18 protein-coding genes are annotated in these 26672 nt (G+C 38.7%); 10 read left to right on the top strand and 8 right to left on the bottom strand.

The features are described from left to right. Nucleotides 1-161: 161 nt before the first annotated feature. The 3 genes from rpe to trpS are packed head-to-tail and all read left to right on the top strand — an operon-like array spanning nt 162 to nt 2547. A complete protein-coding gene (gene rpe, locus V6260_RS11270) occupies nt 162-845 on the top strand; it encodes a ribulose-phosphate 3-epimerase (RefSeq protein WP_341594166.1) in 684 nt (227 codons plus the stop codon). Continuing rightward, nucleotides 845-1510, top strand: coding sequence for a phosphoglycolate phosphatase (locus tag V6260_RS11265; RefSeq protein ID WP_341594165.1), 666 nt, complete (start codon nt 845-847; stop codon nt 1508-1510). The genes rpe and V6260_RS11265 overlap by 1 nt, the downstream gene beginning before the upstream one ends. Nucleotides 1511-1542: 32 nt before the next feature. Further along, a complete protein-coding gene (trpS, locus tag V6260_RS11260) occupies nt 1543-2547 on the top strand; it encodes a tryptophan--tRNA ligase (protein ID WP_341594164.1) in 1005 nt (334 codons plus the stop codon). Nucleotides 2548-2661: 114 nt separating this feature from the next. Here trpS and V6260_RS11255 read toward each other — a convergent pair whose 3' ends face one another. Then, complete coding sequence (locus V6260_RS11255) at nt 2662-3582, bottom strand: TraB/GumN family protein (RefSeq protein WP_341594163.1); 921 nt, start codon at nt 3580-3582, stop codon at nt 2662-2664. 36 nt (nt 3583-3618) lie between these two features. Further along, a complete protein-coding gene (locus tag V6260_RS11250) occupies nt 3619-3984 on the bottom strand; it encodes a hypothetical protein (protein ID WP_341594162.1) in 366 nt (121 codons plus the stop codon). A gap of 282 nt (nt 3985-4266) precedes the next feature. On the opposite strand from V6260_RS11250, the gene V6260_RS11245 reads away from it, so the two are divergent. Then, nucleotides 4267-6411, top strand: coding sequence for a helix-turn-helix domain-containing protein (locus V6260_RS11245; protein WP_341594161.1), 2145 nt, complete (start codon nt 4267-4269; stop codon nt 6409-6411). 74 nt (nt 6412-6485) lie between these two features. Here V6260_RS11245 and uvrA read toward each other — a convergent pair whose 3' ends face one another. Further along, a complete protein-coding gene (gene uvrA, locus V6260_RS11240) occupies nt 6486-9305 on the bottom strand; it encodes an excinuclease ABC subunit UvrA (protein ID WP_341594160.1) in 2820 nt (939 codons plus the stop codon). A 163-nt stretch (nt 9306-9468) separates the two neighbouring features. Here uvrA and V6260_RS11235 point away from each other — a divergent pair, with 163 nt between their 5' ends. The 3 genes from V6260_RS11235 to V6260_RS11225 all read left to right on the top strand — a co-directional run bounded on the left by V6260_RS11235 (nt 9469) and on the right by V6260_RS11225 (nt 14688). Further along, on the top strand, nt 9469-10836 hold the full coding sequence (locus V6260_RS11235; protein ID WP_341594159.1) for an MFS transporter: 1368 nt from the start codon (nt 9469-9471) through the stop codon (nt 10834-10836). Between the two features lie 20 nt (nt 10837-10856). Continuing rightward, complete coding sequence (gene ssb, locus V6260_RS11230) at nt 10857-11582, top strand: single-stranded DNA-binding protein (RefSeq protein WP_039485810.1); 726 nt, start codon at nt 10857-10859, stop codon at nt 11580-11582. A 376-nt stretch (nt 11583-11958) separates the two neighbouring features. Next, on the top strand, nt 11959-14688 hold the full coding sequence (locus tag V6260_RS11225) for a response regulator (protein ID WP_341594158.1): 2730 nt from the start codon (nt 11959-11961) through the stop codon (nt 14686-14688). Between the two features lie 228 nt (nt 14689-14916). Here V6260_RS11225 and pntB read toward each other — a convergent pair whose 3' ends face one another. From pntB to V6260_RS11200, 5 genes are all read right to left on the bottom strand, one after another. Next, a complete protein-coding gene (pntB, locus tag V6260_RS11220) occupies nt 14917-16311 on the bottom strand; it encodes a Re/Si-specific NAD(P)(+) transhydrogenase subunit beta (RefSeq protein ID WP_341594232.1) in 1395 nt (464 codons plus the stop codon). A 10-nt stretch (nt 16312-16321) separates the two neighbouring features. After that, on the bottom strand, nt 16322-17854 hold the full coding sequence (locus tag V6260_RS11215; RefSeq protein ID WP_341594157.1) for a Re/Si-specific NAD(P)(+) transhydrogenase subunit alpha: 1533 nt from the start codon (nt 17852-17854) through the stop codon (nt 16322-16324). Between the two features lie 109 nt (nt 17855-17963). Next, entirely contained in the window at nt 17964-18983 is a 1020-nt protein-coding gene (gene adhP / locus V6260_RS11210; protein ID WP_341594231.1) for an alcohol dehydrogenase AdhP, read from the bottom strand. A gap of 225 nt (nt 18984-19208) precedes the next feature. Beyond that, a complete protein-coding gene (locus tag V6260_RS11205) occupies nt 19209-19991 on the bottom strand; it encodes an acetoin reductase (protein WP_341594156.1) in 783 nt (260 codons plus the stop codon). A 73-nt stretch (nt 19992-20064) separates the two neighbouring features. Continuing rightward, a complete protein-coding gene (locus V6260_RS11200) occupies nt 20065-21456 on the bottom strand; it encodes an NAD-dependent succinate-semialdehyde dehydrogenase (protein ID WP_341594155.1) in 1392 nt (463 codons plus the stop codon). Between the two features lie 560 nt (nt 21457-22016). On the opposite strand from V6260_RS11200, the gene V6260_RS11195 reads away from it, so the two are divergent. The 3 genes from V6260_RS11195 to V6260_RS11185 all read left to right on the top strand — a co-directional run bounded on the left by V6260_RS11195 (nt 22017) and on the right by V6260_RS11185 (nt 26658). Beyond that, the gene (locus V6260_RS11195; protein WP_341594154.1) at nt 22017-24149 is read left to right on the top strand and encodes a PAS domain S-box protein; all 2133 of its coding nucleotides are present in this window, start codon (nt 22017-22019) and stop codon (nt 24147-24149) included. After that, complete coding sequence (locus V6260_RS11190; protein ID WP_341594153.1) at nt 24146-24760, top strand: response regulator transcription factor; 615 nt, start codon at nt 24146-24148, stop codon at nt 24758-24760. The genes V6260_RS11195 and V6260_RS11190 overlap by 4 nt, the downstream gene beginning before the upstream one ends. A 221-nt stretch (nt 24761-24981) precedes the next feature. Continuing rightward, entirely contained in the window at nt 24982-26658 is a 1677-nt protein-coding gene (locus V6260_RS11185) for an EAL domain-containing protein (RefSeq protein WP_341594152.1), read from the top strand. Nucleotides 26659-26672: the final 14 nt, after the last annotated feature.

Here is a 26672-nt window from a genome sequence, read left to right as displayed (position 1 = left end):
GATGAAATCCAATAATTTGTTACTTTTTCAATCATAGCAAACGTTGGTTAAATATCAAACTTAAAGTTACCTAAAAAGGGGGCTATTACGCCATATTACTTGGGTAACATCTTCAATTAAGTTACATTAACGCAATACACTATTTATTGATGGAGTTAATCATGTTTAACCCAGAGCAAAAATATTTAATAGCCCCTTCTATTTTGTCTGCTGATTTTGCAAAACTAGGTGAAGATGTTGATAAAGTTCTCGATGCGGGTGCTGACGTGGTTCACTTTGATGTAATGGATAATCACTATGTACCTAATCTCACAATTGGTCCTATGGTGTGCAAAGCACTAAGGGATTACGGTATTACAGCACCTATCGACGTACATTTAATGGTTAAGCCTGTAGATAGCATAATACCTTTATTTGCTGAGGCAGGTGCTTCTATTATTACTTTTCATCCAGAGGCTAGCGAGCATATTGACCGCACAATTCAGCTAATCAAAGAGCATGGCTGTAAAGCGGGTTTAGTATTTAATCCTGCAACTAGCTTAAGTTACCTCGACCATGTTATCGATAAACTAGATACAATATTGCTAATGTCGGTAAATCCTGGGTTTGGTGGGCAAAGTTTTATCCCTCATACGCTTGAAAAATTACGCCAAGCAAAACAACGCATTATTGAATCAGGCCGAGATATTCGTTTAGAGGTTGATGGTGGTATTAAAGTCGATAATATTGCAGCAGCAGCACAAGCGGGTGCTGATATGTTTGTTGCAGGCTCAGCTATTTTTAATCAACCAGATTACAAGGTTGTGATTGATCAAATGCGCAAGCAGCTTGGAAGTGTCAAGTAATGAAGTACGATGTAGCCTTGTTTGATTTAGATGGTACCTTGGTTGATAGCGTTTACGACTTGTATATCGCTATTAATTTAACCTTGAGCGATTTTGCTTTTCCTATTGTTAGCCAACGCCTTGTTGAAAGTTGGGTTGGTAATGGTGTTGAAGTCCTTGTTAAACGTGCATTGAGTGGTGATATGCAAGTGAGTGAAAATCTTGATGAATCACTTAGTGGCAAAGCAATATTACAGTTCTACAAGTATTATGAACAACAAGTTGGTAAGTATAGTGTTTTGTACCAACATGTAGAAACTGGTCTTGCAGCACTTCGCGGTATGCCTAAAGCATTAATCACTAATAAGTCTCGAATCTTTACAGAGAAACTGCTCGATAAACTGGCACTAACGAGTCATTTTGATGTGATAGTATGCGGTGACGATATGGCAAAAAAACCATCTCCCGAACCATTGCTATTTGCCTGCAAAAAACTAAATGCGGAGCTTAATAAAGCAATAATGATAGGTGATTCTAAAAGCGATATACTTGCAGCTAAGGCCGCCAATATAGACGTAATTGCACTTAGTTATGGCTATAACCAAGGTGAGAATCTTGAGGATTATAATCCGCAGTACCTATGCGATAACTTCTTAGATATAATACCTGTTCTAACGCAGCGTTAAATATTATTCATTAAGCAAAATAAAGGAAAATCATGAGTAAACCAGTAGTTTTAAGCGGCATTCAGCCAACCGGTGGTATGACAATAGGCAACTATGTTGGCGCTATTAACCAGTGGCTAAAGTTACAGGAAGACCACGAAAGTTTCTTTATGTTAGTAGACTTACACGCTATTACGGTTCGCCAAGAGCCTGAATTACTGCGCTCTCGAGTGTTAGATGGTATTGCTCTTTACGCGGCATGTGGCATTGATCCTGAAAAATCTGCGTTATTTGTACAATCGCAAGTACCTGAGCACGCACAATTAGCGTGGGTATTAAATTGTTACGCGCAAATGGGTGAGCTTAATCGAATGACTCAGTTTAAGGACAAGTCATCTAAGCACGCAAATAACGTAAACGTGGGCTTATTTTCATATCCAGTATTGCAAGCTGCGGATATTTTATTATACCAAGCTGATCAAGTACCAGTTGGGGACGATCAAAAGCAACACTTAGAGCTGACTCGCGATATAGCCACACGCTTTAATAATTTATACGGCGACGTATTTAAATTACCAGAGCCGTACATTCCACAGTTTGGTGCACGCGTAATGAGCTTGCAAGATCCACTTAAAAAAATGTCTAAGTCTGACGAAAACCCAAATGGTTACATCATGTTATTAGATGAGCCTAAACAAATTGTGAAAAAGCTTAAAAAAGCAGTAACTGATTCAGATGAACAAGCACGTATTTATTTTGATCGCACAGAAAAGCCTGGCGTATCAAACTTGCTTACTTTATTGAGTGTTGCAACTAAGCGCTCAATTGAAGACCTTGTTCCTGAGTATGAAGATAAAATGTATGGTCATTTAAAGAAAGATACAGCAGATGCAGTTGTAAATATGATTGAGCCAATTCAAGCACGCTTTAAAGAGATCAGAGAAGACCAAAACTTACTTGATAGCATAATGAAGTCAGGTGCTGAAAAAGCAAGTGTACGTGCTGAGAAAACATTGAAATCGGTATACGATGCGCTTGGTTTTATTGCGCGCGGGTAAATTTATTAAAATAGAAAATGCCGCTTGTTAGCGGCATTTTTTATATAGCACATATCAACATGATAGAACCAAATAGAAACAGTAGCGATATCGCTAGTTTGTCTGTTTTATCCATTATTCAGCCCCTTTTACTATTATATCTGCCGCACTATCAACATTGACTAAAGAAACGCTGTAGCCTTTGTTTTCAAGTAATGTGAGTAAGCTATCTTGGCCTGCAAGATGGGCAACTCCAACAAGTACAAACTCATTTTTATCGTTATTAAACATGGCTTCTACCTTTGGTAACCAATTATTATTTCTATCCGTAATGAGCTGTTTATAGCTACTTGGATCATTCTTCTGCATATCTTCAAGTGCCACTTTATTTAGGGTGTCCGTATCACCTTTGCGCCAGGCAGCTAAAAGTCCTTCAAACATATCGCCATAGTTGTTCAGCTCGGCTAAGTTACGTTTAATGAAGTCGTTTTCGTTGCCTTGACCCATTGTTTTATAAAGCTCTAACTGAAATTCCATTGTTTCTAAGTAATTTTTTGTTTTGTTATCTCCAGTCGCTTTTTTAGTAAAGTAAGCATCAACCCCCTCACCCATTAAGTTTTGCTTTTGAAGCTCCATCGACATTAAAACAATACTCACCATAGCAGGACGAAAGCCATCTAATTTAGCGAGATTAGCGCCAAATTCGCTAAGCTTATTTTCAAGTGAGGCCTTAATCTCGGGTTCTAGCTTTTGACTCAATGTTTCGTTATTTGTATACGATAGCGCGCCTAACATTTGCATTTGCGCATTAGTATCGGCTGGATCAGGTACTGGTGCTTCTAAAATAATTGTATCCGCTTGTTCATAAGCATGGTTAAACTCAGCGGGTAGTGGCATTTCAGCTTTAGGTAGTATGTGTACTGTGCCGCCAATAAATAGTGAGTCATTACCATTGCTTACTTGCCATACAGAGCTTTGAGCATGTGCTGTATTTGCTAAAAGACTACAGCTAAGTAATACGCTGGCAGATACTAATTCCTTTGTGAATTTTTTCATGATAATTCCTTAATGTAACTTTTAATTTTATTGTTTTTAGTTCGATAACACAGTGCTGAAATATGCAGTGATTGACGATGTTACCCTTGAAAGGTTTTTATCAATTTGCGAGTTTATTTGGCTCATTGAAGAGTCAAGTTCAGCTGATATTTTTTCATCAATTGAAGAAAGTAACGTTTGTGTATCAACATTACTTTTTAAAGACTCAGAGGCGTCTATTTTGTTTGTTTTTTGCTGATTTTTATTAACTGGGTTAGTCGCCTCTATGTTTTCACCAATCATGCATTGATCAAAATTACTTTGAACGGTGTGTTGTTTATCGTCAGCTGCAATAACTGAAGCTGTATTAAAAGCAGTTGCTAGTAGTAAAGCCGGTAGTACTTTTTTCATTGTGTTGTTCATAATTAAACCTTTTATATTTTTGATTGCAGCGAATTTAGAATCACAAATGATTTTTTACTAAGCTGCTTGTTGATGACGGTTTAAAGAATATCGTTGAATTTATTAAGAGTCGCTTATCTAGTTATGAGCAATTAATATATAAGTTTTTATAATTAAATAGTTGTTTAAATTTAGTGTGTTAGACTTAAATCTTATAATGTTAATATAAGGTTTAAAATGCTTTTTCTATAAAATAATATGTAGATGTGATACGGTTTATAAAAATAAAAATACGTAAAGACTATGAATTATCAAATCGGACCTTGGCAATTTATTAGTAATCGCTGTGTGATTACTTCAAACCATTTAGAAAGGGAATTAGATCCACTTTTAGTAAAGTTATTACTGCATTTTATAAGTAACCCACAACAAATAGTTTCTCGCCAAACGCTCATAGAATGTGTGTGGCAGCAAAGCTTTGTTGACGATAACGCGATTAACCGTGCAATTTCAGAGTTAAGAAAGCAGCTTGCTCATCCAATCGAAAAAGCACCACTTTTAAAAACGCATTATCGAAAGGGTTATAGCCTAACGGTTATTCCAGAGCGTATATCGCAAGTTAACGACGCTGATACCTCCTCACAAGTATTGAATGAGCCACATGTTTTGAGTTCAAAAAATGAGGATGCTGTAGAAGCACCTTCCACTCAATCTTTTAAAAAAAGCAGTTTAAAAAAGCCCATCTTTTATTCTTTATTAGCCGTTGTATGCTTATGCTTTTTTGCATGGCTAACATGGCTGTCTGTTAGCACTCCTTCTAAAGATAAAGGAAAACAGATCACGGTAAATAAGGTGGCGAGTACATGGAATATAGGCAGTGAGGTTCACCCTGAATTATCATCCGATAAACAGTTTTTAGCTTACACTAATGTAGAGCCGGAAAATGACGTAATGCATGCATTTGTAAAGCGACTTTCTGATCAAAGGGAAGTTGAAATTACCTATCCAGGCTTTCAGGTATCCATTTTATCGTGGCAGTTAAATCAGCAGTCGGTGTTATTACAAGCTACCAATTTAAAGCGGCAAAAGTGTGAAATGGTACTGGTTGATTTAAGCCAGTTTCCTGTTATAGGAGAGGCCACCTCAATTAAAGAGTGTGATCTTAGATACACAGGTTATGCGCAAGTAGACGAAAGTGGAGAGCATATTTATTACACCGAGTATAAAAATGAGCATGAGGGTTCAGGTTTATATAAATTCGATTTAGAACTTAAAAAAGAATTCATAGTGATCCCACCACCAGGGGTAATGTATGGCGTAATTATGCCGCGTTTATCCCAATCTGGTGATAAAATAGCGTATATACTTAGTCAAAAAGGTAAGCCTTTTTCTGTATTTAGCTACAACTTTGAGACCCATGAAACCAAGCGTTTATTTAAAGCAAAGAAAAGCGTAATTAGCTTTGCTTTTGACTGGCTTCCTGATGATAAAGGCATAATGGTATTTGAGGGCTCTGAGCTTTCTACTATTATGTTTGATGAAAAAAACATTGTTAAACACACGCTAACAGTAACCCCAAAAATAACCCCTTATTATATAGCGGTTCACTCTGATAACAGCCTATTTTACTCGGAAAAAATGACACAGGCATACTCGCTTATTAAAGCTACAGACCCTTTTAGTGATAATCCTGAGTATGAAGCACTTTATAAAAGTGATAAAGACGAATACAACATTGCTGAAATAATTAATAAGGAAGGGACAGCCCATGTTTTTGTATCAGAGCGTTCTGGCACCAGTCAATTGTGGCTTTCTCAAAATGGTCTTACAAAGCAACTTAGCTTTTTTAATTACGATGATGGCTCATCAACTTTTGTATTAGGAGGACTAAGAGCTTCTCCTAATAAGCAACGCATGATATTCATGAAAAACAAAGGTTTTTCACTTTATGACGTAAACGCTCAAAAATTTTATCCATTTGAAGAATTTAATAAACATAAAATAGTAAGCTATATTTGGTCAAAAAATAACGACAGCATTATTTATGTTAAGCGACTTGGTTCAAAAAATATATTGGCAGAATTTAATTTAGTAACGCGCGATACACATGTGATAGAAGATATAAAAGCTAATAAACTCATTTCAGATGGTAAAGGTAACGGGTACGTAACCAATGATAATCAGTTAATTCGCCTTTCAGATAGGCAAAGCTGGGAATTACCTAAAAACGCCAAAAAGTCAGTTGCGTATGGAGTTAGCAAAGACTATTTCTATTATTCAGATTCTATTTCTAGAGTCGCTAGACTAAATTTACACGATCAAACTATACAAGATATACACGTGGACTTTCGACCTATTGGTTTTATAGTGAGCGAAAACAATGAAATATTGTTTACAGGATCTAAGTATAAAGACATGCAAATAGTACAAATGAGTTGGAATGAATAGCGAGGTATAAGGCAAAGCAGTACGCATAAAAAAGCACTAAACAGTTAACTGCTTGGTGCTTTTTATAATTTATATTAAAGTAATGGCTTTAGGTAATGCCCTGTGTGCGAGCGCTCACATTCAGCTACTTCTTCAGGCGTGCCTGCAATGAGTATTTCACCGCCGCCAGCGCCACCTTCAGGGCCTAAATCAACCACCCAGTCTGCGGTTTTAACCACATCTAAGTTATGCTCAATAACCACAATGGTATTACCATGATCGCGTAGGCGATGTAATACAACAAGTAGCTGTTCAATATCGGCAAAGTGAAGGCCGGTTGTGGGCTCATCAAGTATGTACAGTGTTTTACCTGTATCGCGTTTAGAAAGCTCCCGGGCAAGTTTTACACGCTGAGCTTCACCACCAGAGAGCGTAGTAGCTGCTTGTCCTAAGCGAACATACGATAAACCAACGTCCATTAGCGTTTTAAGCTTACGGGCTATTGCAGGTATTTTATCAAAGTAGTCGTGCGCGTCTTCAACGGTCATTTCGAGTACTTGGTGAATGTTTTTACCTTTGTATTGTACTTCTAGAGTTTCGCGGTTGTAGCGCTGCCCTTTACATACATCACATGGTACATATACATCAGGTAAAAAGTGCATTTCTACCTTAATTACGCCATCACCTTGGCAGGCTTCACAGCGTCCACCTTTAACGTTAAAACTAAAGCGACCCACTTTATATCCACGAGAGCGTGACTCTTGTGTGCCCGCAAACAACTCTCGAATACCCGTAAAAATACCGGTATAGGTAGCAGGGTTTGAGCGTGGTGTACGGCCAATTGGGCTTTGATCAATATCAATTACTTTATCAAAATGATCAAGACCACTAATTGATTTATACGGTGCGGCTTCTGCTGTGGTTGCGCCGTTTAATTCAGTATGCGCTAGTTTGAATAATGTATCGTTTATAAGTGTTGATTTACCAGAGCCCGATACCCCTGTTATACAGGTCATTAAGCCAAATGGAATTTTTAAATCGACATTTTTAAGGTTGTTACCTGTTGCGCCAAATAGCTCAAGCCATTTATCGTTAGTTGGGTTACGCTCTTTTGGTACTTCTATCTTGCGCACGCCTGATAAAAACTGGCCAGTTACTGAGTCTTTAGTGGCTAAAATATCGTCGCGTGTACCTTGTGCAATAATATGGCCGCCGTGCACACCCGCACCTGGGCCAATATCAATAATATGATCGGCTGCGCGGATCGCGTCTTCATCATGCTCAACAACAATAACGGTGTTACCTAAGTCGCGCAAATGCACCAATGTTTGTAATAAACGGTCGTTATCGCGCTGGTGTAAACCAATTGATGGCTCATCCAGTACGTACATTACGCCTACAAGGCCCGCACCAATCTGGCTGGCTAAACGAATACGCTGCGCTTCACCACCAGAGAGGGTATCGGCACTGCGCTCAAGTGATAAGTAATTAAGGCCAACATTAATTAAAAACGATAAGCGATCGCGAATTTCTTTTAGAATTTTTTCAGCTATTTGGGCTTTTTGACCCGTAAGAGATAATCCTTCAAAAAAGTCCATCGCTTCGCCAATGCTCATAGTAGTAATAGCAGGCAGGTTTGTTTGACCTATAAATACGTGGCGTGCTTCTTGGCGTAAACGAGAGCCATGACAACTAGGGCACGCTTGACTAGTTTGATATTTAGCGAGCTCTTCGCGCACCGAATTCGACTCTGTTTCGCGATAGCGACGGTTCATGTTATTTAACACGCCTTCAAACTCGTGGTTGCGTGTTATTAAATCGCCTCTGTCGTTACGGTAATTAAAAGCAATTTTAGTTTGCCCTGAGCCCTCTAAAATAATTTTCTGAGATACTTTAGCCAGCTTTTCAAACGGTACATCTAAATCAAATTTATAATGCTCGGCTACCGCTTGAAGCATTTGAAAGTAATAAAAGCTGCGTTTATCCCACCCTTTTATTGCACCACCGGCCAAGCTTAGTTCAGGGTTATGTACTACGCGGTTAGGATCAAAGTATTGGCGTACGCCTAAACCGTCACAGCTTTGACACGCGCCGGCAGGGTTATTAAACGAAAATAAACGCGGCTCTAATTCAGTCATTGCGTAGCCACAAGTAGGGCAGGCAAAGTTGGCTGAAAACAGCATTTCTTCAATGCTGCTGTCGTCCATGTAGGCTACATTTGCCACACCGCCAGACATCTCAAGTGCGGTTTCAAATGACTCAGCTAAACGCTGCTGCTGGCCATCTTTAACTTTAAAGCGGTCAACAACTACTTCAATTGTATGCTTTTTATGAAGTTCAAGCGTTGGCGGATCGGATAAGTCGCATACTTCACCATCTATACGAGCACGAATGTAACCTTGGCTTGCAAGCTGCTCAAGTAATTTTACGTGCTCACCTTTACGTTCTTTTACCACTGGGGCTAAAAGCATTAGCTTAGTGCCCTCTGGCAGTGCCAAAACGGTATCAACCATTTGGCTAATTGTTTGTGCTGCAAGCGGCAAGTCGTGGGTTGGGCATCGTGGTTCGCCCACGCGGGCAAACATTAACCGTAAGTAATCGTATATTTCGGTAATGGTACCTACTGTTGAGCGAGGGTTGTGCGATGTTGATTTTTGCTCAATAGAAATGGCGGGAGAGAGGCCTTCAATATGATCAACGTCAGGCTTTTCCATTAACGATAAAAATTGCCTTGCGTAGGCAGAAAGTGACTCAACATAACGACGCTGTCCTTCTGCATATAAAGTATCAAATGCCAGTGATGACTTTCCCGAACCAGATAGGCCAGTGATAACAATTAATTTATCACGTGGGATGGTTAGGCTGATGTCTTTTAAATTGTGCGTACGGGCGCCTCGGACTTCAATGTTTTCCATGCTATCTCGTTTATTACCAAAATTATTTGCTCAGTATCGCATAATACGAAACATTATTAATCAATGATCAACGAAAAAATCCTTACTTATAAGCGATTAATTATTGCCAAGCTTATGGTAGAATCCCACCCTAAATTTTTCATATCGTAAGATTACGCAGATAATGACCGCATCTTCACTTAATTCACGAGAAAAACGCGCCGCTGTATCGCTGGCGAGTGTGTTTGCATTTAGAATGCTCGGCTTGTTTATGCTGATGCCTGTATTGGCTATTTATGGCCAATCGCTTGATGGTTTTTCGCCTATGTGGATAGGTTTTGCAATTGGCGCTTATGGTTTAACCCAAGCAGTACTGCAAATACCTATGGGACGTTTGTCTGATAAAATAGGCCGTAAAAAAGTCATTGTTGGTGGCTTAGTTGTGTTTGCGCTGGGTTCTGTTATTGCTGCACTTGCTGAATCTATTCAAATGGTTACTGTTGGCCGAGCGCTGCAAGGTATGGGAGCAATAGCCAGTGCATTACTTGCATTTGCCAGCGACTTAAGCCGCGACGAACAACGCCCTAAAGTAATGGCTGTGATTGGTATGAGCATAGGCATGAGCTTTGCTTTTGCTATGTTATTAGGGCCTATTGTTGCAGCGTCGTGGGGCGTGGCAGGCGTATTTTGGTTAACAGCAATACTGGCTATATTTGGTATTGGTATTATTTTATTTTTAGTGCCCAATGCCGTTAATAAAGCCCCCAAAGGTGATACCTTGGCAAGCTTTAGCGACATTAAAAAACTTATTAAGCATCCACAGTTATCTCGTTTAAATGCAGGTGTGTTACTGCTACATTTAACGCTAACTACTATTTTTGTGGTATTGCCGAGCCAGCTAATAAAAGATGGCTTAGTGGCAAACCACCATTGGTATTTATATATTCCGGTATTGCTTTTAGCGTTTATTTTAATGGTACCCATTATGATTATTGCCATTAAAAAAGAGAAAGAAAAACAAGCATTTATTGGCTCAGTAGCCTTGTTAACTATTAGTATGTTAGCAATGTCGATATGGGTTAATAGTGTAGTAGGCATTGCTGTGTGTATGCTGCTTTATTTTGTGGCGTTTAACTTTTTAGAAGCCACTATGCCTGCGCTTGTATCGCGAATAGCACCTGCAAGCCAAAAAGGTTCAGCAATGGGAGGCTACTCATCTAGTCAGTTTTTAGGCGCCTTTTTGGGCGGTATGTTAGGTGGCTATGTAGCACAAACTACAACGACGCAAGCTGTGTTTGCGGCAGCGGCACTTGTTGGGTTAATATGGCTTATTATTGCGTGGAAAATGCAAGTCCCACCCAAAAGTAAAGTTATTAGTTTAATGACCAAATTAGATTCTGAAGAGCATGCTCAAGTACTTGCTTCTCAGTTAGTTGCTTTACCAGGTGTAATAGAAGCAACTGTAGTTCGCGATGAAAGTCGCAGCTATTTAAAGATTAATGATAAAGAATTTGACCTAGACCAAGCGCGTAAAGTCGCTGGTTTAATCTAACATTTATAGGAGATGGTTCCATGGCACGCGGTGTGAACAAAGTAATTTTGGTTGGTAATTTAGGGCAAGATCCTGAAGTTCGTTATATGCCTAACGGCAACGGTGTAGCAAATATTACCCTAGCAACTTCGGATAGCTATAAAGATAAGAACACTGGCCAAATGGTTGATAAAACTGAGTGGCACCGTGTTGTATTTTTTGGCAAGTTAGCTGAAATTGTTGGTGAATATTGTCGAAAAGGTTCACAAATTTATGTTGAAGGTAAACTTCAAACACGTAAGTGGACCGATCAACAAGGCCAAGAAAAATACACTACAGAAATAGTTGTAGATGGCTTTACTGGTCAAATGCAAATGTTAGGTGCACGTGGTGGCGATCAACAAAGTGGTGGTTACCAAGGTAATCAATCACAAGGTGGGCAACAAGGTGGAGGTTACCAAGGTAATCAAGCGCAAAGTGCTCAACAAAGCGGTGGTTACGGTCAAAATAATCAAGGCCAAAATAACCAGCAACAAGGTGGTTATGCTCCACAACAGCAAGCAGCACCTGCAGCGCAACCTCAGTCAGCGCCAGCTCCACAACAAAATAATCAATACCAACAACCGCAAGGCGGCTTTGCACCACAACAAAATAGTGCACCGCAGCAGCAAGGTGGTTTCGCTCCTAAACCACAAAGTGCTCCGCAAGGTGGTGCATCAAACCCAATGGAACCAACCATTGATTTTGATGACGATATTCCATTCTAGTTTTCCAACCTTTACAGTGTAAAGATGTATTATAGAAAAGCCCCGTTCATACGGGGCTTTTTGCTATTTTTAGTGTAACTTTCTTCTTGTGATTAATTTTTGACCGTGTTATGAATGTACCAAGGTCAAAGTGTAAATATAAACCACTTTTTAATGAAGTATTAAACTAAACCCAGTGTAAAAACTGGGTTTTTTATGCGTATTGCGCTGTGATGATAATCTAAAAACTATCGATATAAGACCTCATTAGGCTGTAAAGTGAAATAGTATTGTTGTTAATGTTAAATTATAGTAAATTTTATCTTGTGTTTAATTGATATATATATCGTTAACACTTACCATTGAACAACTTTCCCCTGATTACACAATGAGAAACATGAAAACTAATATCTTATTTTTATTTCTTGTTTTTCAATTCTTGAGTCCTAGTTCACACGCTCAACTTCCTTCAGACGTTACTCATATTTTATTTATAAATTCAACAAATCAAGATATGCCTTGGTATAAAAGTGTTGAGTTTGGGCTGCGTACTGAGCTTACAAAACGTTCTTTTAGTTATGAACTATTTGTCGAAAATATGGATGTAAATCGCTTTGATGAAGTTAATCAAAAGCAGTTAATGAAAGGCTACCTCAAACAAAAATATAAAAATAAGCACATCGATATCATTGTTACTCAGTCGCCTTCTGCAGCGAAGTTACTATCTCAATTAGACGATTTTTTTATAAATGCTCCACGAATATACTTAGAACCAGGCGCCCAGTTTAACCTACCACAAAAGACCAGCGGAGCTGTGATCCAAGCTAAATTAGATTACGCGCAAGCAACAGCAAGTGCTGTTAATTTAATGAAGCCTAAAAAATTGATCGTGATTTTAGATACAAAAAACGATATTGGTATGAGCTTTCATCGAGGATTATTTCCGGTTATTAACCGTGATTTTTCGTATTTAAATGTAGAAAAGTGGTTTGATCTTCCATTACCAGAATTACTAACCAGAGTAAGAAATGCCCCTGCGGATTCGATTATTTTATTTACCCCCATTTTTAGGCGTTATGATAATAAATCACTTAGTCCTTATCAGCTAATAGAGCGATTAACAAAAGAAAGTCCGGCGCCAGTGTTTAGCTATTGGGAAGTGCTATTAGGCTCAGGTGTTGTTGGTGGGTATGTTTTGTCGGGTGAAAAAATAGGTAAACGTATTGCCGATTCAATAGTTTTTTATAATGAAAATAAAGCTTTAAATAAAATTAGTGGTAAAGGGCTTAGTACATACTCATATGATTGGCGACAATTAAGTAAGTTTAATATTGCTCTGCAGAGCTTGCCGAAAGAGTCAATTATCTCTTATTACGAGCCAACTTACTTTGAGAAAAATAAAATATTAATTTACAGCGCTACTGCAATTATTTTTATTCTTAGCAGTTTTTTAGTTTTTGTTTTGTTTTTAAACCAACGCCGCATTCAGCTTTTAATAGAGCTTGATGAAGAAAAGCAAAGGTTAGAGTCGCGCGTTGAAGAACGCACTGAAGAGCTTTTGCACGCCAAGGAGGAAGCAGAGCATCTGACATCCGCTAAGTCTGAGTTTTTAGCAAATATGAGTCATGAGATTAGAACCCCTATGAGTGGGATTATTGGTTTGACTAATATTTTGATCGAAAAAGGTTTACCTGGTGAGTATGGGCATTATTTAGATAAAATCAAATATTCCTCAGATCAACTCCTGGTGGTTATTAACGATATTTTAGACTTTTCAAAAATTGAGTCTGGAAACATTAACCTTGAAGAATTTCCTTTTTCTGTAAATTCGATTGTTGATTACATCAAAGCAACCTTCAATGAGCTGGCCCAAAGTAAAGGGGTCACATTTGATATTGTCATTGATGAGGCAGTTAAACTGGACTTAATCGGTGATGTAGTGCGAATAAATCAGGTGTTGCTAAATTTATGCTCTAACGCAATTAAATTCACCACTCACGGCACTGTATCGGTTTTAATTGAGTCAAGAAAGTTATTAGACGATCCGCAAAGTGTTTGCTTATATTTTACGGTTAAAGACTCAGGTATTGGCATTGCTGAGGATAATCTTACCAATTTATTTGAATCATTTACCCAGGCTGATAGTTCTACAACTAGGAAGTTCGGTGGTACAGGGTTAGGTTTAACAATTAGTAAGCGTTTATGCCAATTGATGGGTGGTGATATAACGGTACACAGCACTCAAGGTGTGGGTAGTGAGTTTGTAGCTTCGGTGGAAGTTAAATTGAACAACCAAGCATTGATTGATGATACGCCTAACCTAATTTTTACTGATCCGTTTGACGTATTAATTATAGATGATAAAGAAGAGGATCTTAAGGTAATTGAAAATCAGCTTACAGCTATGGGCTTAGCATGTACTGCTTGCTCGTCAGCTAAGAAAGCTATTGATATTATTGGACAGAATAAAGAAAAATTCAAAGTCATTATTGTAGATTGGATAATGCCGACGATGAGTAGTGAAACATTTTTAACGCGTATTTATAATATTAATCCCCAGCTTTGCAATAATATAATTGTACTTACAAGGGATCATGAGCTTTTGCTTAATGATGTGGTCAGCAAAATAAATATAAACACAATTTTGCAAAAACCTGCTTATTCAAGTGTCTTGTATGAGGAGGTGAAAAGTAGAGTAGTCGGTTCTTTTAATGAAGTGCCTAAAGTAAATACTGTGAGTGAACAGTCGCTGACAGGTATTAAAGTATTAGTTGTGGAAGACAATTCAATCAATCGACTAATAGTTACCAACATACTAGAAAATAGCGGCGCTCAGGTTTACTTAGTTGATAATGGGTTAGAGTGCATCCAAACAGTAAAATTAGAGCCGTTTGATATAATTTTAATGGATATTCATATGCCTATCATGGACGGTGTTGAGGCGACTCAAATTATTCGTAATGATAGTGATGAAACTATCGCAAATATTCCAATAATTGCCTTAACAGCTAATGTTATGAAAGATGATATTACACGATACTTATCCATTGGCATGAATGCCCATGTTGCAAAACCCATTAAAACGCAAAATCTACGTGAAACTATAATCCGCTGTTTAAATAAATAGCTGAACTATTAAAGTGATTTAATAATTATCTATATTAAGTACCTATCGTAATATCTCCCGTTGTTTGAGCCTGTTTTGAATAACTTAAAATAGAATTTGACTCAAAGGTTTAATAGGTAGTTTAACTAGTTATAATCACGGCAATTAAGCGGAACTCAAAAATATAAAATTTAAGTAATGCAAAAATAACAAAGCCATGGAATCCTCCACGGCTTTACAGCGTTACTTTTATAGTGCAGCAACAACTTCGACTAACGTGTCTTTGGCATCTCCAAATAACATTTGTGTGTTTTCTTTAAAGAATAAGGGGTTTTGCACGCCTGCATAGCCTGTCGCCATACTGCGTTTTAAAACAATGGATGTTTTACCATGCCAACACTCAAGTACAGGCATTCCTGCAATAGGGCTGTTTGGTTCCTCAAGTGCCAATGGATTGACAATATCGTTCGCACCAATAACAAGTGAAACATCAACTTGTGAAAAATCGTCGTTTACTTCATCCATTTCAAAAACAATGTCGTAAGGAACTTTAGCTTCAGCTAATAACACATTCATTTGTCCAGGCATTCGCCCTGCAACAGGGTGTATTGCAAAGCGCACGTTAATATCTTTTTCACGTAATTTACTTGTGAGTTCAGAGACTATTTGCTGTGCTTTTGCAACGGCCATCCCGTACCCCGGAATAATCATTACTTCTTTTGCACTCATAAGTAGTGCAGCTGTTTCGGTTGCACTTATGGTAAGCACTTCACCTTGATCTTGAACCTCTCCAGATGAGGCTTTTACATTGCCACCACCAAAGCCGCCGGCAATGACAGACAAAAAATTTCGATTCATAGCTTTGCACATTATGTAGCTTAAAATAGCTCCGCTTGAACCTACTAATGCGCCAATGACAATAAGTAAGTCGTTATTTAGCATAAAGCCTGTCGCGGCAGCGGCCCAGCCTGAGTAACTATTAAGCATAGATATAACAACGGGCATATCGGCACCGCCAATTGCCATAACCATATGTACACCAAAAACTAAAGCAAGCGCTATCATAATAACCAGTGGCAACACGCCACTCCCTACAGCCGATTGCACAACAAATTGCTGCCCAAGCCAGGTAACAGCAACTAATAACACAAGGTTAAATGTGTGCCGCCCTGGTAGTATTAAAGGCTTACTGCCTATTCGACCAGATAATTTACCAAAAGCGGTAATTGAACCTGAAAATGTAATAGTGCCAATTAAAACTCCTACATAGGTTTCAATATCATGAATAGTTAAATCAATACCCGAAAAGTGGCTGGAAGCGTCAGAAAAATTAGCATAGCCAACCATTATAGCCGCGAGCCCAACAAGGCTGTGCAAAATAGCAATCAGCTCTGGAATCTCAGTCATTTGCACGCGTTTTGCTACAAGTAGGCCAATACTGCCACCCACTAATAATGCAATCATCAATTCAATATAGTTATTGGTAACAACGCCCAAAACAGTCGCAAAAAGCGCAATAACCATGCCTGAAATACCATACCAATTACCTTTACGGGCAGTTTCTTGATTGGATAGGCCGTTTAAAGCCAAAATAAAAAGAACCATCGCAGCAATATATGCCACGGTTACAATACCAGTACTGATCATGACAACCTCACTTACGGAACATTTTGAGCATGCGATGTGTTACAGCAAAGCCGCCAACAATATTAATACTCGCAATTAACACGGTAAAAACGGCAAGCCATTTAATGGTGTCGTCTGTTGAGCTTATTTGAATCAAAGCACCTATAACAATAATGCTTGAAATGGCATTGGTTACACTCATTAAAGGCGTATGCAGTGCAGGCGATACACTCCAAATAACCATATAACCTACAAAGCAGGCTAAAACAAACACGGTAAAATGAGACATAAAATCAGCTGGTGCAACGCCACCAAGCCCAAGCAATGCGAGTGCCCCGATAGCGGCGCCAATTATAGGTCCAAATACCGATTTCTTTTTCTCAACAATAGTAGGTTTAGGTGTAGTCGTAACCTTTTTAGGGGGTGCAGATAGTGTAGGCGCTGGTGACGGCCAGATTGTTTTTCCTTCTGTGCATATGGTTGCACCTAATACAACGTCGTTTGTCATATCAACAAAGAGCTCGCCGTTTTTTTCTGGGGTCATTTCGGCTAACAGGTTGTATAAGTTATTACTGTATAATTGGCTCGATTGCGTAGCAAGGCGACTTGGTAAATCAGTGTAACCAATGATCGACACGCCATGACACACGGCAACCTTTCCCGGGACGGTTAATTCACAGTTTCCGCCTTGTTCAGCTGCAAGATCGACTATTACGCTGCCGCTCTTCATTGATGCAACCATCTCGCTGGTAATCAATTTAGGCGCTGGTTTTCCGGGTATGAGCGCGGTAGTAACAATTATATCAACGTCTTTAGCTTGCGTTGCAAACAATGCCATTTCGGCTTCGATAAATTCATCGCTCATTACTTTAGCGTAACCGCCTTCGCCTGAGCCGTCTTCATCTGTAAAGTCGAGCATTAAGAATTCAGCGTCCATGCTTTCAATTTGCTCTTTTACTTCAGCACGTGTATCAAATGAGCGAACAATTGCGCCCATACTTTTTGCAGCACCAATAGCGGCTAAACCAGCAACACCGGCACCAATTACAAGTACCTTGGCGGGAGCAACTCTTCCTGCCGCTGTAATTTGTCCGGTAAAAAAGCGACCAAAATGTTGGGCTGCCTCTACAATTGCACGATAGCCAGATATATTAGCCATTGAGCTTCGGGCATCCATTTTTTGTGCCCGAGAAATACGAGGAATGCTATCTATTGCAATGGCGGTGATGCCGCGTTGAGTTAAATCCTTTAGCATCTCTGGATTTTGGGCAGGCCATAAAAAACAGATTAATGTTTGTCCACTTTTTAGTAATGTATTTTCATCAACTTCAGGTGCTTGTACTTTGAGCACAATATCAGATTGTGCCCATATATCTTGTGCTGAGTTAACTACTTCACAACCTACTGCGATATACGCATCATCTGTGTAATTAGCCGCCATACCTGCACCCGCTTCAATGGCGACATTAAAACCAAGTTTTATTAATTTACTTACAGCATCAGGGGTTGTTGCGACTCGGCGCTCACCTGTGCGAATTTCTTTTGGAACACCGATTTTCATTTTATACCTCAGATTTTAATGCCAGAGTGAGATTAGTGTTTTTAGGGGGAATCAGTAATACGGTGGTGGTTGTTGCTTATTGGCACGTTTCCACCGTATTTATTGCTATTTAAAGTGTAAAATCAATAACTACGCGAGAAGGGACCTTGCCATTTTCGAGCCTTTCAAAAATGTTATTGATAGCGCTCAAAGGCTGTAATTCGATATCAGCTTTAACTTTGCCTTGTGCTGCAAAAGCCAATGCCTCGGCCATATCTTTGCGATTACCAACGAACGATCCTTTTATAGTGATACAATTTGCTACTACATCAAATAGCGGCGTCGGAAACTCGCCTGGTGGTAAGCCAACTAAAACACATGTACCGTGTTTGCGGGTCATGTTAACCCCTTGCTCAAATGCAGGCAGTGAAGGCGCTGTAATAAGCACGCCATGCGCACCACCCTGCGTTATTTCTTTGACTGTATCAGCGGCATTCGCTTTTTTTGCATTAACAACCGCATCTGCGCCCAATGAGGTGGCATGTTCAAGTTTGGTATCATCAATATCAACGGCACAGACTTTAAGACCCATAGCTTTAGCATACTGAATTGCTAAATGACCAAGTCCACCACAACCTGAAATTGCTACCCACTCACCTGGTTTAGCATCGGTCTCTTTAATACCTTTGTAAGTTGTAACGCCAGCACAAATTATAGGGGCTGCTTGTACTGCTGATAAGCCATCAGGAATAAGTGCAACGTAATTAGGATCGGCAATAATATACTCGGCAAAACCACCATTTTTAGTGTAACCACCAAACTCAGCATCAGGACATACTGGTTCATAAGCACTTAAGCAAAATTCACAGTGTCCACAAGCTGAATATAGCCAAGGAACACCGACCCTATCGCCTACTTTTACGCTTGTAACACCTTCGCCAATTTGGGTAACTAGCCCAATACCTTCGTGGCCTGGAGTAAATGGTGGAGTTGGTTTTAATGGCCAATCACCGTTTGCTGCATGTAAATCTGTGTGGCATACACCGCAGGCATCTGTTTTAACTAATATTTGCCCTGCATTAGGCGATGGAATATCTAAATCACGTAGAACTAAAGGTTTACCAAATTGCTCTACAACGGCTGCTTTCATTTTTTGGTTCATAATTTTTCCTATAATATTAAAAAGCTAGAAACAGCGCCTTTAAAAAGGCGCGTCAATATCAACAACATTAAACGTTAAGTCGGCTACATCTTTTGCACGAAATAATATAGAGAACAGCTCCCCATCTCACTGACTACAGGGTGATGTAGCTTGCATTTCATTCACTTGCTGCCGTAAGCCAATTTTCCTTAATCGAACACCTTGTCCGCGACCTTATCGGTAGACGATACCACCATCAGTAATGATTGCCTGGCCAGTTACGTAGTCTGAGTCTGGGCTTGCGAGATACGAAACTAGGCTTGCAACATCGTCAGGTGTTTCTGAGCGGCCTAGCGCAATGCCATCCACGAACTTCTTGTAGGTTTCACCAATAGCAGCCCCCGTAACTTCTGAAAAGCGTTTATCAATTGTTACCCACATATCAGTACCCACAATCCCAGGACAATAGGCGTTTACGGTGATACCATCGCTGGCGTACTCTTTCGCAGATGCTTGTGTTAAAGCTCGGATTGCAAATTTTGTTGCAGAATAAACACCTAACATAGCAAAACCATCATGTCCGGCTATTGATGAAGCATTAATGATCTTTCCTGAATGTCCTAGAGCTTTGAACTTAGCTGCTGCAGCCTGAATTCCCCATAGCACACCTTCAATGTTTATTTTTAAGATGTGCGAGACTTCTTCAGGTTCTACATCGGCAATAGGGTTAACCTGTGCGATACCTGCGTTGTTAACCATGACATCAAATCCACCTAGTGTATTTTGAGTATGTTCAACGGCAGCATATACTTCATCGCGGTTACTTACGTCAGCTTTAAACGTCGTTACTTTACGACCAAGATTTTCAATTTCTGAAGCGACTGCTGCCATTTTTTCTTCGTTAATATCAACGATTGCAATATCAGCCCCATCGCTTGCAAGCCGTAATGCAATACCGCGTCCAATACCCTGACCAGCTCCAGTCACAAGTGCTACTTTGTCATTTATATTTTTCATAAAAATGTCCTCTAGACCTGAATTTATAGATATTTATATAAATAATTTTTCTGTATGCTATTTAACAGCGCCTTTAAAAAGGCGCGTCAATATCAACAACATCAATAAGTTTATGATTCACAAACTCTTTAATCCCTAGGCCAATTAACTCACGACCAAAACCAGAGCGGCGTACGCCACCAAATGGTAGGTCTGCTTTAACCATTGTTGGATGATTGACAAAGATCATGCCGGTAGATATTTGCTTAGCGACTTCTAAGCCATGTTCAGGATTTGAGGTAAATACTGATCCACCTAAGCCAAATGGAGAGTCATTTGCAATTTTAATTGCGTCTTCTTCATCTTTTGCGCGAAATAGCATTGATACAGGACCAAAAAATTCCCAGTTGCGAGCCGGATTATCTTCGCTAATATTTGTTAAAATGGTGGGTTGTACAAAGGCGCCTTGACTAGGTACTTTAGGGCCCACTTCAGTGGCTGTTGCACCAAGCTTAATGGCCTCATTGATTTTTGTTTTTAACTCATCAGCAGCGCTTTGTGATGACAGCGGAGCTAACGTAGTGGCGGGATCAAGCGGATCGCCTGCCTGCAATTTAGCAACACCCGCAGTGTAAAGTTCAACAAATTCATCATAAACGCTATTTTCGATGATCATACGCTTGGATGATACGCATACTTGTCCACCGTTCCAGTGGCGACCAAATACCGCCCAATTAACTGTTTTTTCCATTTCAGCGTCAGCAAGTACAACAAACGCATCGGCTCCACCAAGCTCTAATGTAGACTTTTTAAGTGCTTTACCAGCGGCTGCAGCCGCTATTGCACCAGCACTTTCAGAACCTGTAAGTGCAACCCCACGAACTCGTGGATGAGAAATGATCATTTCTGTTTGAGAGTGTGTGGCGTATAGGTTTTTAAAAGCGCCTTTAGGCAGACCTGCTTCGATCATAAGTGCTTCAAATGCTGCTGCACATTGTGGAACAATACCCGCATGCTTTAGTAGCATAGTGTTACCCGCTGACAATTGCGGCGCAATAATACGAGCAACTTGATAATACGGAAAATTCCATGGCTCAATGGCAAGCAATACACCAAGTGGTTCATGGATAATAATTGCCTCGCCTTCAGTTGGATCTGCAACGGGTAATTTTTCTGATGCGAGAAGTTTCTCAGCATTATTTGCGTAGTACTCTAAAATAGCGGCTGATAATTCTACTTCGGCTTTTGCTTCTGATGTTATTTTTCCCATTTCTAGGGTTAATAAATTAGCGTATTTAATAACATTTTTGCGTAATAACTCGGCCGCTTTTTGCATTATTTTTGCGCGTGAAGAAAAAGATGTTCGCTTCCAAGATTGGAATACTGAATCGGCATTTTCTATTGCTTGAGTGATTTCAGCATCAGTAGCATCAGGAAAGGTTTTTACAACCTCACCTGTATATGGATTTGTTGTTGCGTAAGCCATGATAGTACCCTCAATTAAACTAAATAAGATCGTTAAAGCTTTCATTTTTGAATGAATTACGCTGAGAAACTGCGTATATAACTATCCTAGAGCAAGTACTGAAGTGAGACTATTGGTGATGTTACGTAAAAACATGTGGGAAACCACAACTTGAAAAGTTAAGTGATTGACTCAACAGAGCTAACTTTATTGTTTAGGTACCTCTTGACGCAAGTGTAAGCGAGGGGGATTATTAAGCAAGGAAGTGCGAGATAAGCAAGTGTACTCGTTATTAATCAACTAGGCGTTAGTGTAAATTCACTATGAACTACAGCGATAAAGAAGTAAGGCTATTTTCCTCATCCCAATTAGCCATTTTATGGTATGCAATAATACTTGGTATGCTGGTTACGTGCTTAATGATTTTTATAGTCTTCCATATAGATTCTCAAGAACGAACATATATTGAACGTATAACCCAAGACACCGCTGAAGGCATTAAAACACTACTTAAGAACGATTTAGAAAAGCGAATAACATCACTTTCAGAGCAATCTAAACTATCGGTTATTTCAAGTGGTATGTCGCAAAGTGATTGGGATGCGATTAGTAAAAATTTTTATGGTACACAATATGGTTATCAAGCTATTGGCTGGATTGACAACACCTTTCATGTTCGAAAAAGAATACCAAAGCACAATAATGAAGTGACTATCAATTTTAATTTAGCGTTAAACCCACCTGCCTTATTAACAGCAATAAAAGCACAAGATACACAGCAAAAGGCAGTCACAATGCCTTTGGCGTTTATTCATGGAGATGAAGGTATTGGAATACACATCCCAATTTTTAACGTCAATACAAGAGGCAATAAATTAGATGGTTTTATTTCAGGTGTATTGCTGTTTAAACCTTATATTAAGTCTGTTGTGCCTGATTTTTTACTCAACGAGTATTATTTCACACTGTTTATTGACGGGCATAAAGTGTACTCAGATCAAAGCAACCAACCCGCTATTGCATATGCCTGGAGTAAAAGCTCATCTTATTATTTGCAAGGTCATGAGTGGGAAATAAGCGTATCGCCCAACGATGAGTTTTTATATATTGCTCACTATAAAGTAATGAGAGTTTTAATTGCACTGGGCCTTTTTATCACTTTTATAATTGTATTGGCTGCTTACACTTATTTGTTTGCACGTAGTAAACTAAAAGATGAACGTTATAAAATTGAACACTTGTTGAAAAACCTTCCAGGTATGGCGTATCACTCATCTAACACTATAAACAGGCCAATGATACTTGTTAGTGATGGGTGTGAAAATTTAACCGGTTATTCTCGGGCTGAATTTAAAAAAAATAGAATGCTGTGGAGAAAAATAATACATGAGGATGATTTTAAACGGGTAGAGAAGTCACTTAACGAAGCTTTTAAAGTAAACAGCCCCTTTGAACTTGAATATAGGATCATCACTAAAAATAGCGATATTAAATTAGTATGGGAAAAAGGAGGCCCAGTTAGTTCTATTTTTAATGGCGAAATAATCGTTGAAGGGTTTATCAATGATATTACTTCTATTAAGGAGGCTGAGGCTGATTTAATTAGTAGTTATGCCTTCTCTGATGCGGTAGTAAATTCAGTAGTTGAAGCGGTTATTACAATTGACCAGCATGGGCTTATTCAAAGCTTTAATTTTGCTGCACAAGTTATGTTTGGCTATAGCGCTGATGAAGTGAAAAATAAAAACATAACAATACTAATGCCTACACCTTTTTGTGATCAGCACGATCAACATTTAGCTCAATACTTAAAAACAAAGCAAACGCATATTATTGGTGTAGGTCGAGAGCTTATTGCTAAACGCAGAGATGGCACGCAGTTTCCAATTCATTTATCGGTAAGTGAAATACAAAACCATGAAAATACGATGTTTGTTGGTTTAATTCGAGATATCACAAAACAACGGGCTTCTGAAGAACAATCTCGGCTTCATACTGAACAATTAGCTCATGCCGAAAGGGTAAATGCATTAGGAGAAATGGCAGCAGGAATTGCACATGAGATAAACCAGCCTCTGACCGCAATTTCACTGTTTTCTCAGACAGCTAAAAATTTTTGTGAGAAAGGAAAGTTTGAAAAGCTCCCCTCAATATTTGAAAAATTAAGTTTGCACTCTCGTCGAGCGGGAGCCGTTATTGAGCGTATGCAGTTAATGACCAAAAAAGGGCAGCGCTCAAAAGAAGTCATCGATTGTATATTTATGATAAAAGAAGTAATAAATCTTGCTGAGTCAGAAGCACGGCTTCGCAATGTAACTATACGAATGACAGCATGTGATGAGGCTGTTGATGTATTTGTTGATCGAGTTCAAATAGAGCAGGTTATTCTTAATTTGTTGCGCAATGGTATGGAAGCTATGCAGTTAAATACTTGTGATAATGGTTCAAAAATAGAGCTTGAAATAAAACTAAATGAAGATAAAAATGTTGAAATATCAGTGACCGATACAGGGGCAGGATTGGCCCAAGAAATGAGAGAAAGATTATTTAAACCATTTTCGTCAACCAAAGAAAATGGCACAGGTATTGGCCTATCAATATCAAAAAGTATTATTGAAGAGCATGGCGGTCATATTAATTTTTGTGATAATAAACCAACAGGGGCCATTTTTATGTTTACTCTGCCAATTTATGAAAAAAGGAGTCGCGGATGAGTGATAAGCAAAGCGTGTTTATAATTGATGATGATGAAGGTGTGCGTGAAGGGCTTGCAATATTATTAGACTCCATTGGAATAGATGCACAGAGTTTTAGCTCAGGGTCTGCATTTTTAGATGTATATAATGAGAATATGACCGGTTGCTTAGTGCTGGATATACGTATGCCTAAAATGAGCGGCTTGGAAGTGCAGCAAAAACTTAAAAATTTAAACTGCTCACTACCTATTATATTTATTACCGGACATGGTGATATTCCAATGGCAGTAGAGGCTATGCGTTTAGGCGCAATTGATTTTATTAGAAAGCCATTTGATGAGCAGCATTTGATTGATCGCATTAACGAAGCATTGATATTTAATGAGAGCCAACATGAGAAATTACTCGATAAACACAAAAATAAAATTAATATAGAGTCGCTATCGAGCCGAGAGCGAGAAGTGTTTGAGCGAGTGGCGGATGGGGCAATGAACAAAGTAATTGCATGCGATTTAAATATTAGTGAACGTACCGTTGAGGTTCATCGCTCCCATGTAATGAGCAAATTGGGTGCTAAAACACTTGCTCATTTAGTGCGAAGTAAAATTATGTATGAGCAATTAAATTAATTATCAGTCCATCTATTTAATAATGCTGAAATGACACAGACTTTTAAACAGCCCCCATGTGGGCCTTTATCTAATACCTAACTAATTTAAACTATTATGTCTCGTTTATAAGGGGGGGGGTTGTTTAGCGCTATTAATAAACGTTTAAACTTAGTTTACAGCCTTGTACTTCTATAGATATTGAACAACACTTTAGTTAATAATTTAACGAGTGGCAGGCTATGCAAAAGAGTAAAATCTGGCTTTTAAAGTACTTCAAAGGTATCTCTTTTGTCTTATTTTTAATGATACTTATTAGTTTTAATTTCGTTCTAAATGATGCATTACATCAAAAAGTTCATGCTTCTGGGCAGCAGTTCGTTAAACACGTTTACGAGCTGAATTTATCTCCTTCTATAAACAATGAAGTGTTGGCTGCATTAGCTAAAAGTGAAGGTTTTGTGTTGGAGCTGCCAAAGCCTGCAGAGCATTTTAGGCATTTAGTGAATATAGAACGCGAAGTTTTTTCTTACAAAACATTAAGTTTGAGCCTCTATCACTATCCGGCTTGGGCAACACAAAGTTACTTATTTATATTGCTAAACTTGATCATATTAGGCGCCGCTAGCTGGTCTTATCGCTGGTGGGAAGTGTTAAAAGTAAACCGTAAAGTAATGCTTAAAAATACAGCTATACAGCCGACTAAAATTATTCAACATAAGCATAAAAATACTCAACTAATCCAACAGGTAAAAAAATGTGGTTTAAGTTCTTTGTATGGGATTAATACGGCATCACATAATTTATTTTTACTTATTGAATGTGATTGTAACTTTGATAAAGAAGCCAGTCTAAACGTCTTAATCACTAAAAAATTATCCGAACTTAAAAACGTGTCGGTAAAAAGACTAAACACTAGTTACTTAGCGGTTACCTTACCAAACGTATCTATTAGCGAGTTGGATAGCTACGTTGAAAAGCTCCATCAAAATGTGTTTTTAATATGTCAAAATTATCAAATAAATATGAATCATAAAAACATTAAAATAGGTGCGTGCGACTATCGATTAGGCGCAGATCAAATTGCGGTTTATCAGTTAGCAAAATCAGCACTCGTGTTATCGCAAAACAGCTTAATGCAGCACTTTCACCGCTTAGCATTAAATTCTTGCCAAGAAAAATCACTTTCTAGTAAGCAAGTTATCGAAAATATTAAAAAGAATAAATTTATATTATTCTTTCAGCCTTTATTTGAGCTCTCTAGTGGGAAAATTTTAGAACATGAAGCTCTCATTAGAGTTAGACATAGCCAACTTGGTCTACTAGCTGCTCGTTATTTTATTAATCAGGTTTATAGTAATCAAGATGCTTTAATATTAGATAAAGCAGTAATAACACAAGTCAAAAAGCTAATGCTGAGTGAACCTTCGAGCCAAACAGTTAGTGTAAATATACACCCTAAAAACTGGTTTAATAATGTATTTTGGGAGTGGCTACCTAGTCAAATAGCAGAGCTTGAATTATGTGCTAAATTACAATTTGAAATAAGTGAGGCAGAATTTTTTAAGTATAGAAAATCAATAACCCATGCACTTAATGCTATTAATCAAATACGTGCTCAAATTGTGATCGATAACGTGCAAAGTTGTGACAAAATTACTGCTTTGGTTAACTATGATGAAGTGTGTGCACTCAAAGTATCATACAACTTAGTGCATTTAGTAAATGAGAACCTTCAAAATCAAAAGCAAATTAAAAAGATCGTTGCAGCGGCTAAGTTACTTAATTTACCAGTACATGCCGTAGGTGTAGAGACTAAAAAGGAGCTATTTATGCTTACTAAGTTGGGTATAGTAGGCGCTCAGGGCTTTTATTTTTCAGAGCCTTTACAAGAGTTTACTCAGGTAGTCTCCTACTAAAACAGCCACGCGTC

The organism is Pseudoalteromonas aliena, from assembly GCF_038155085.1.
Classification (GTDB): domain Bacteria; phylum Pseudomonadota; class Gammaproteobacteria; order Enterobacterales; family Alteromonadaceae; genus Pseudoalteromonas; species Pseudoalteromonas aliena_A.
The sequence above is the reverse complement of the archived record's forward strand: the minus strand, read 5'-3'. Positions and strand labels throughout refer to the sequence as shown.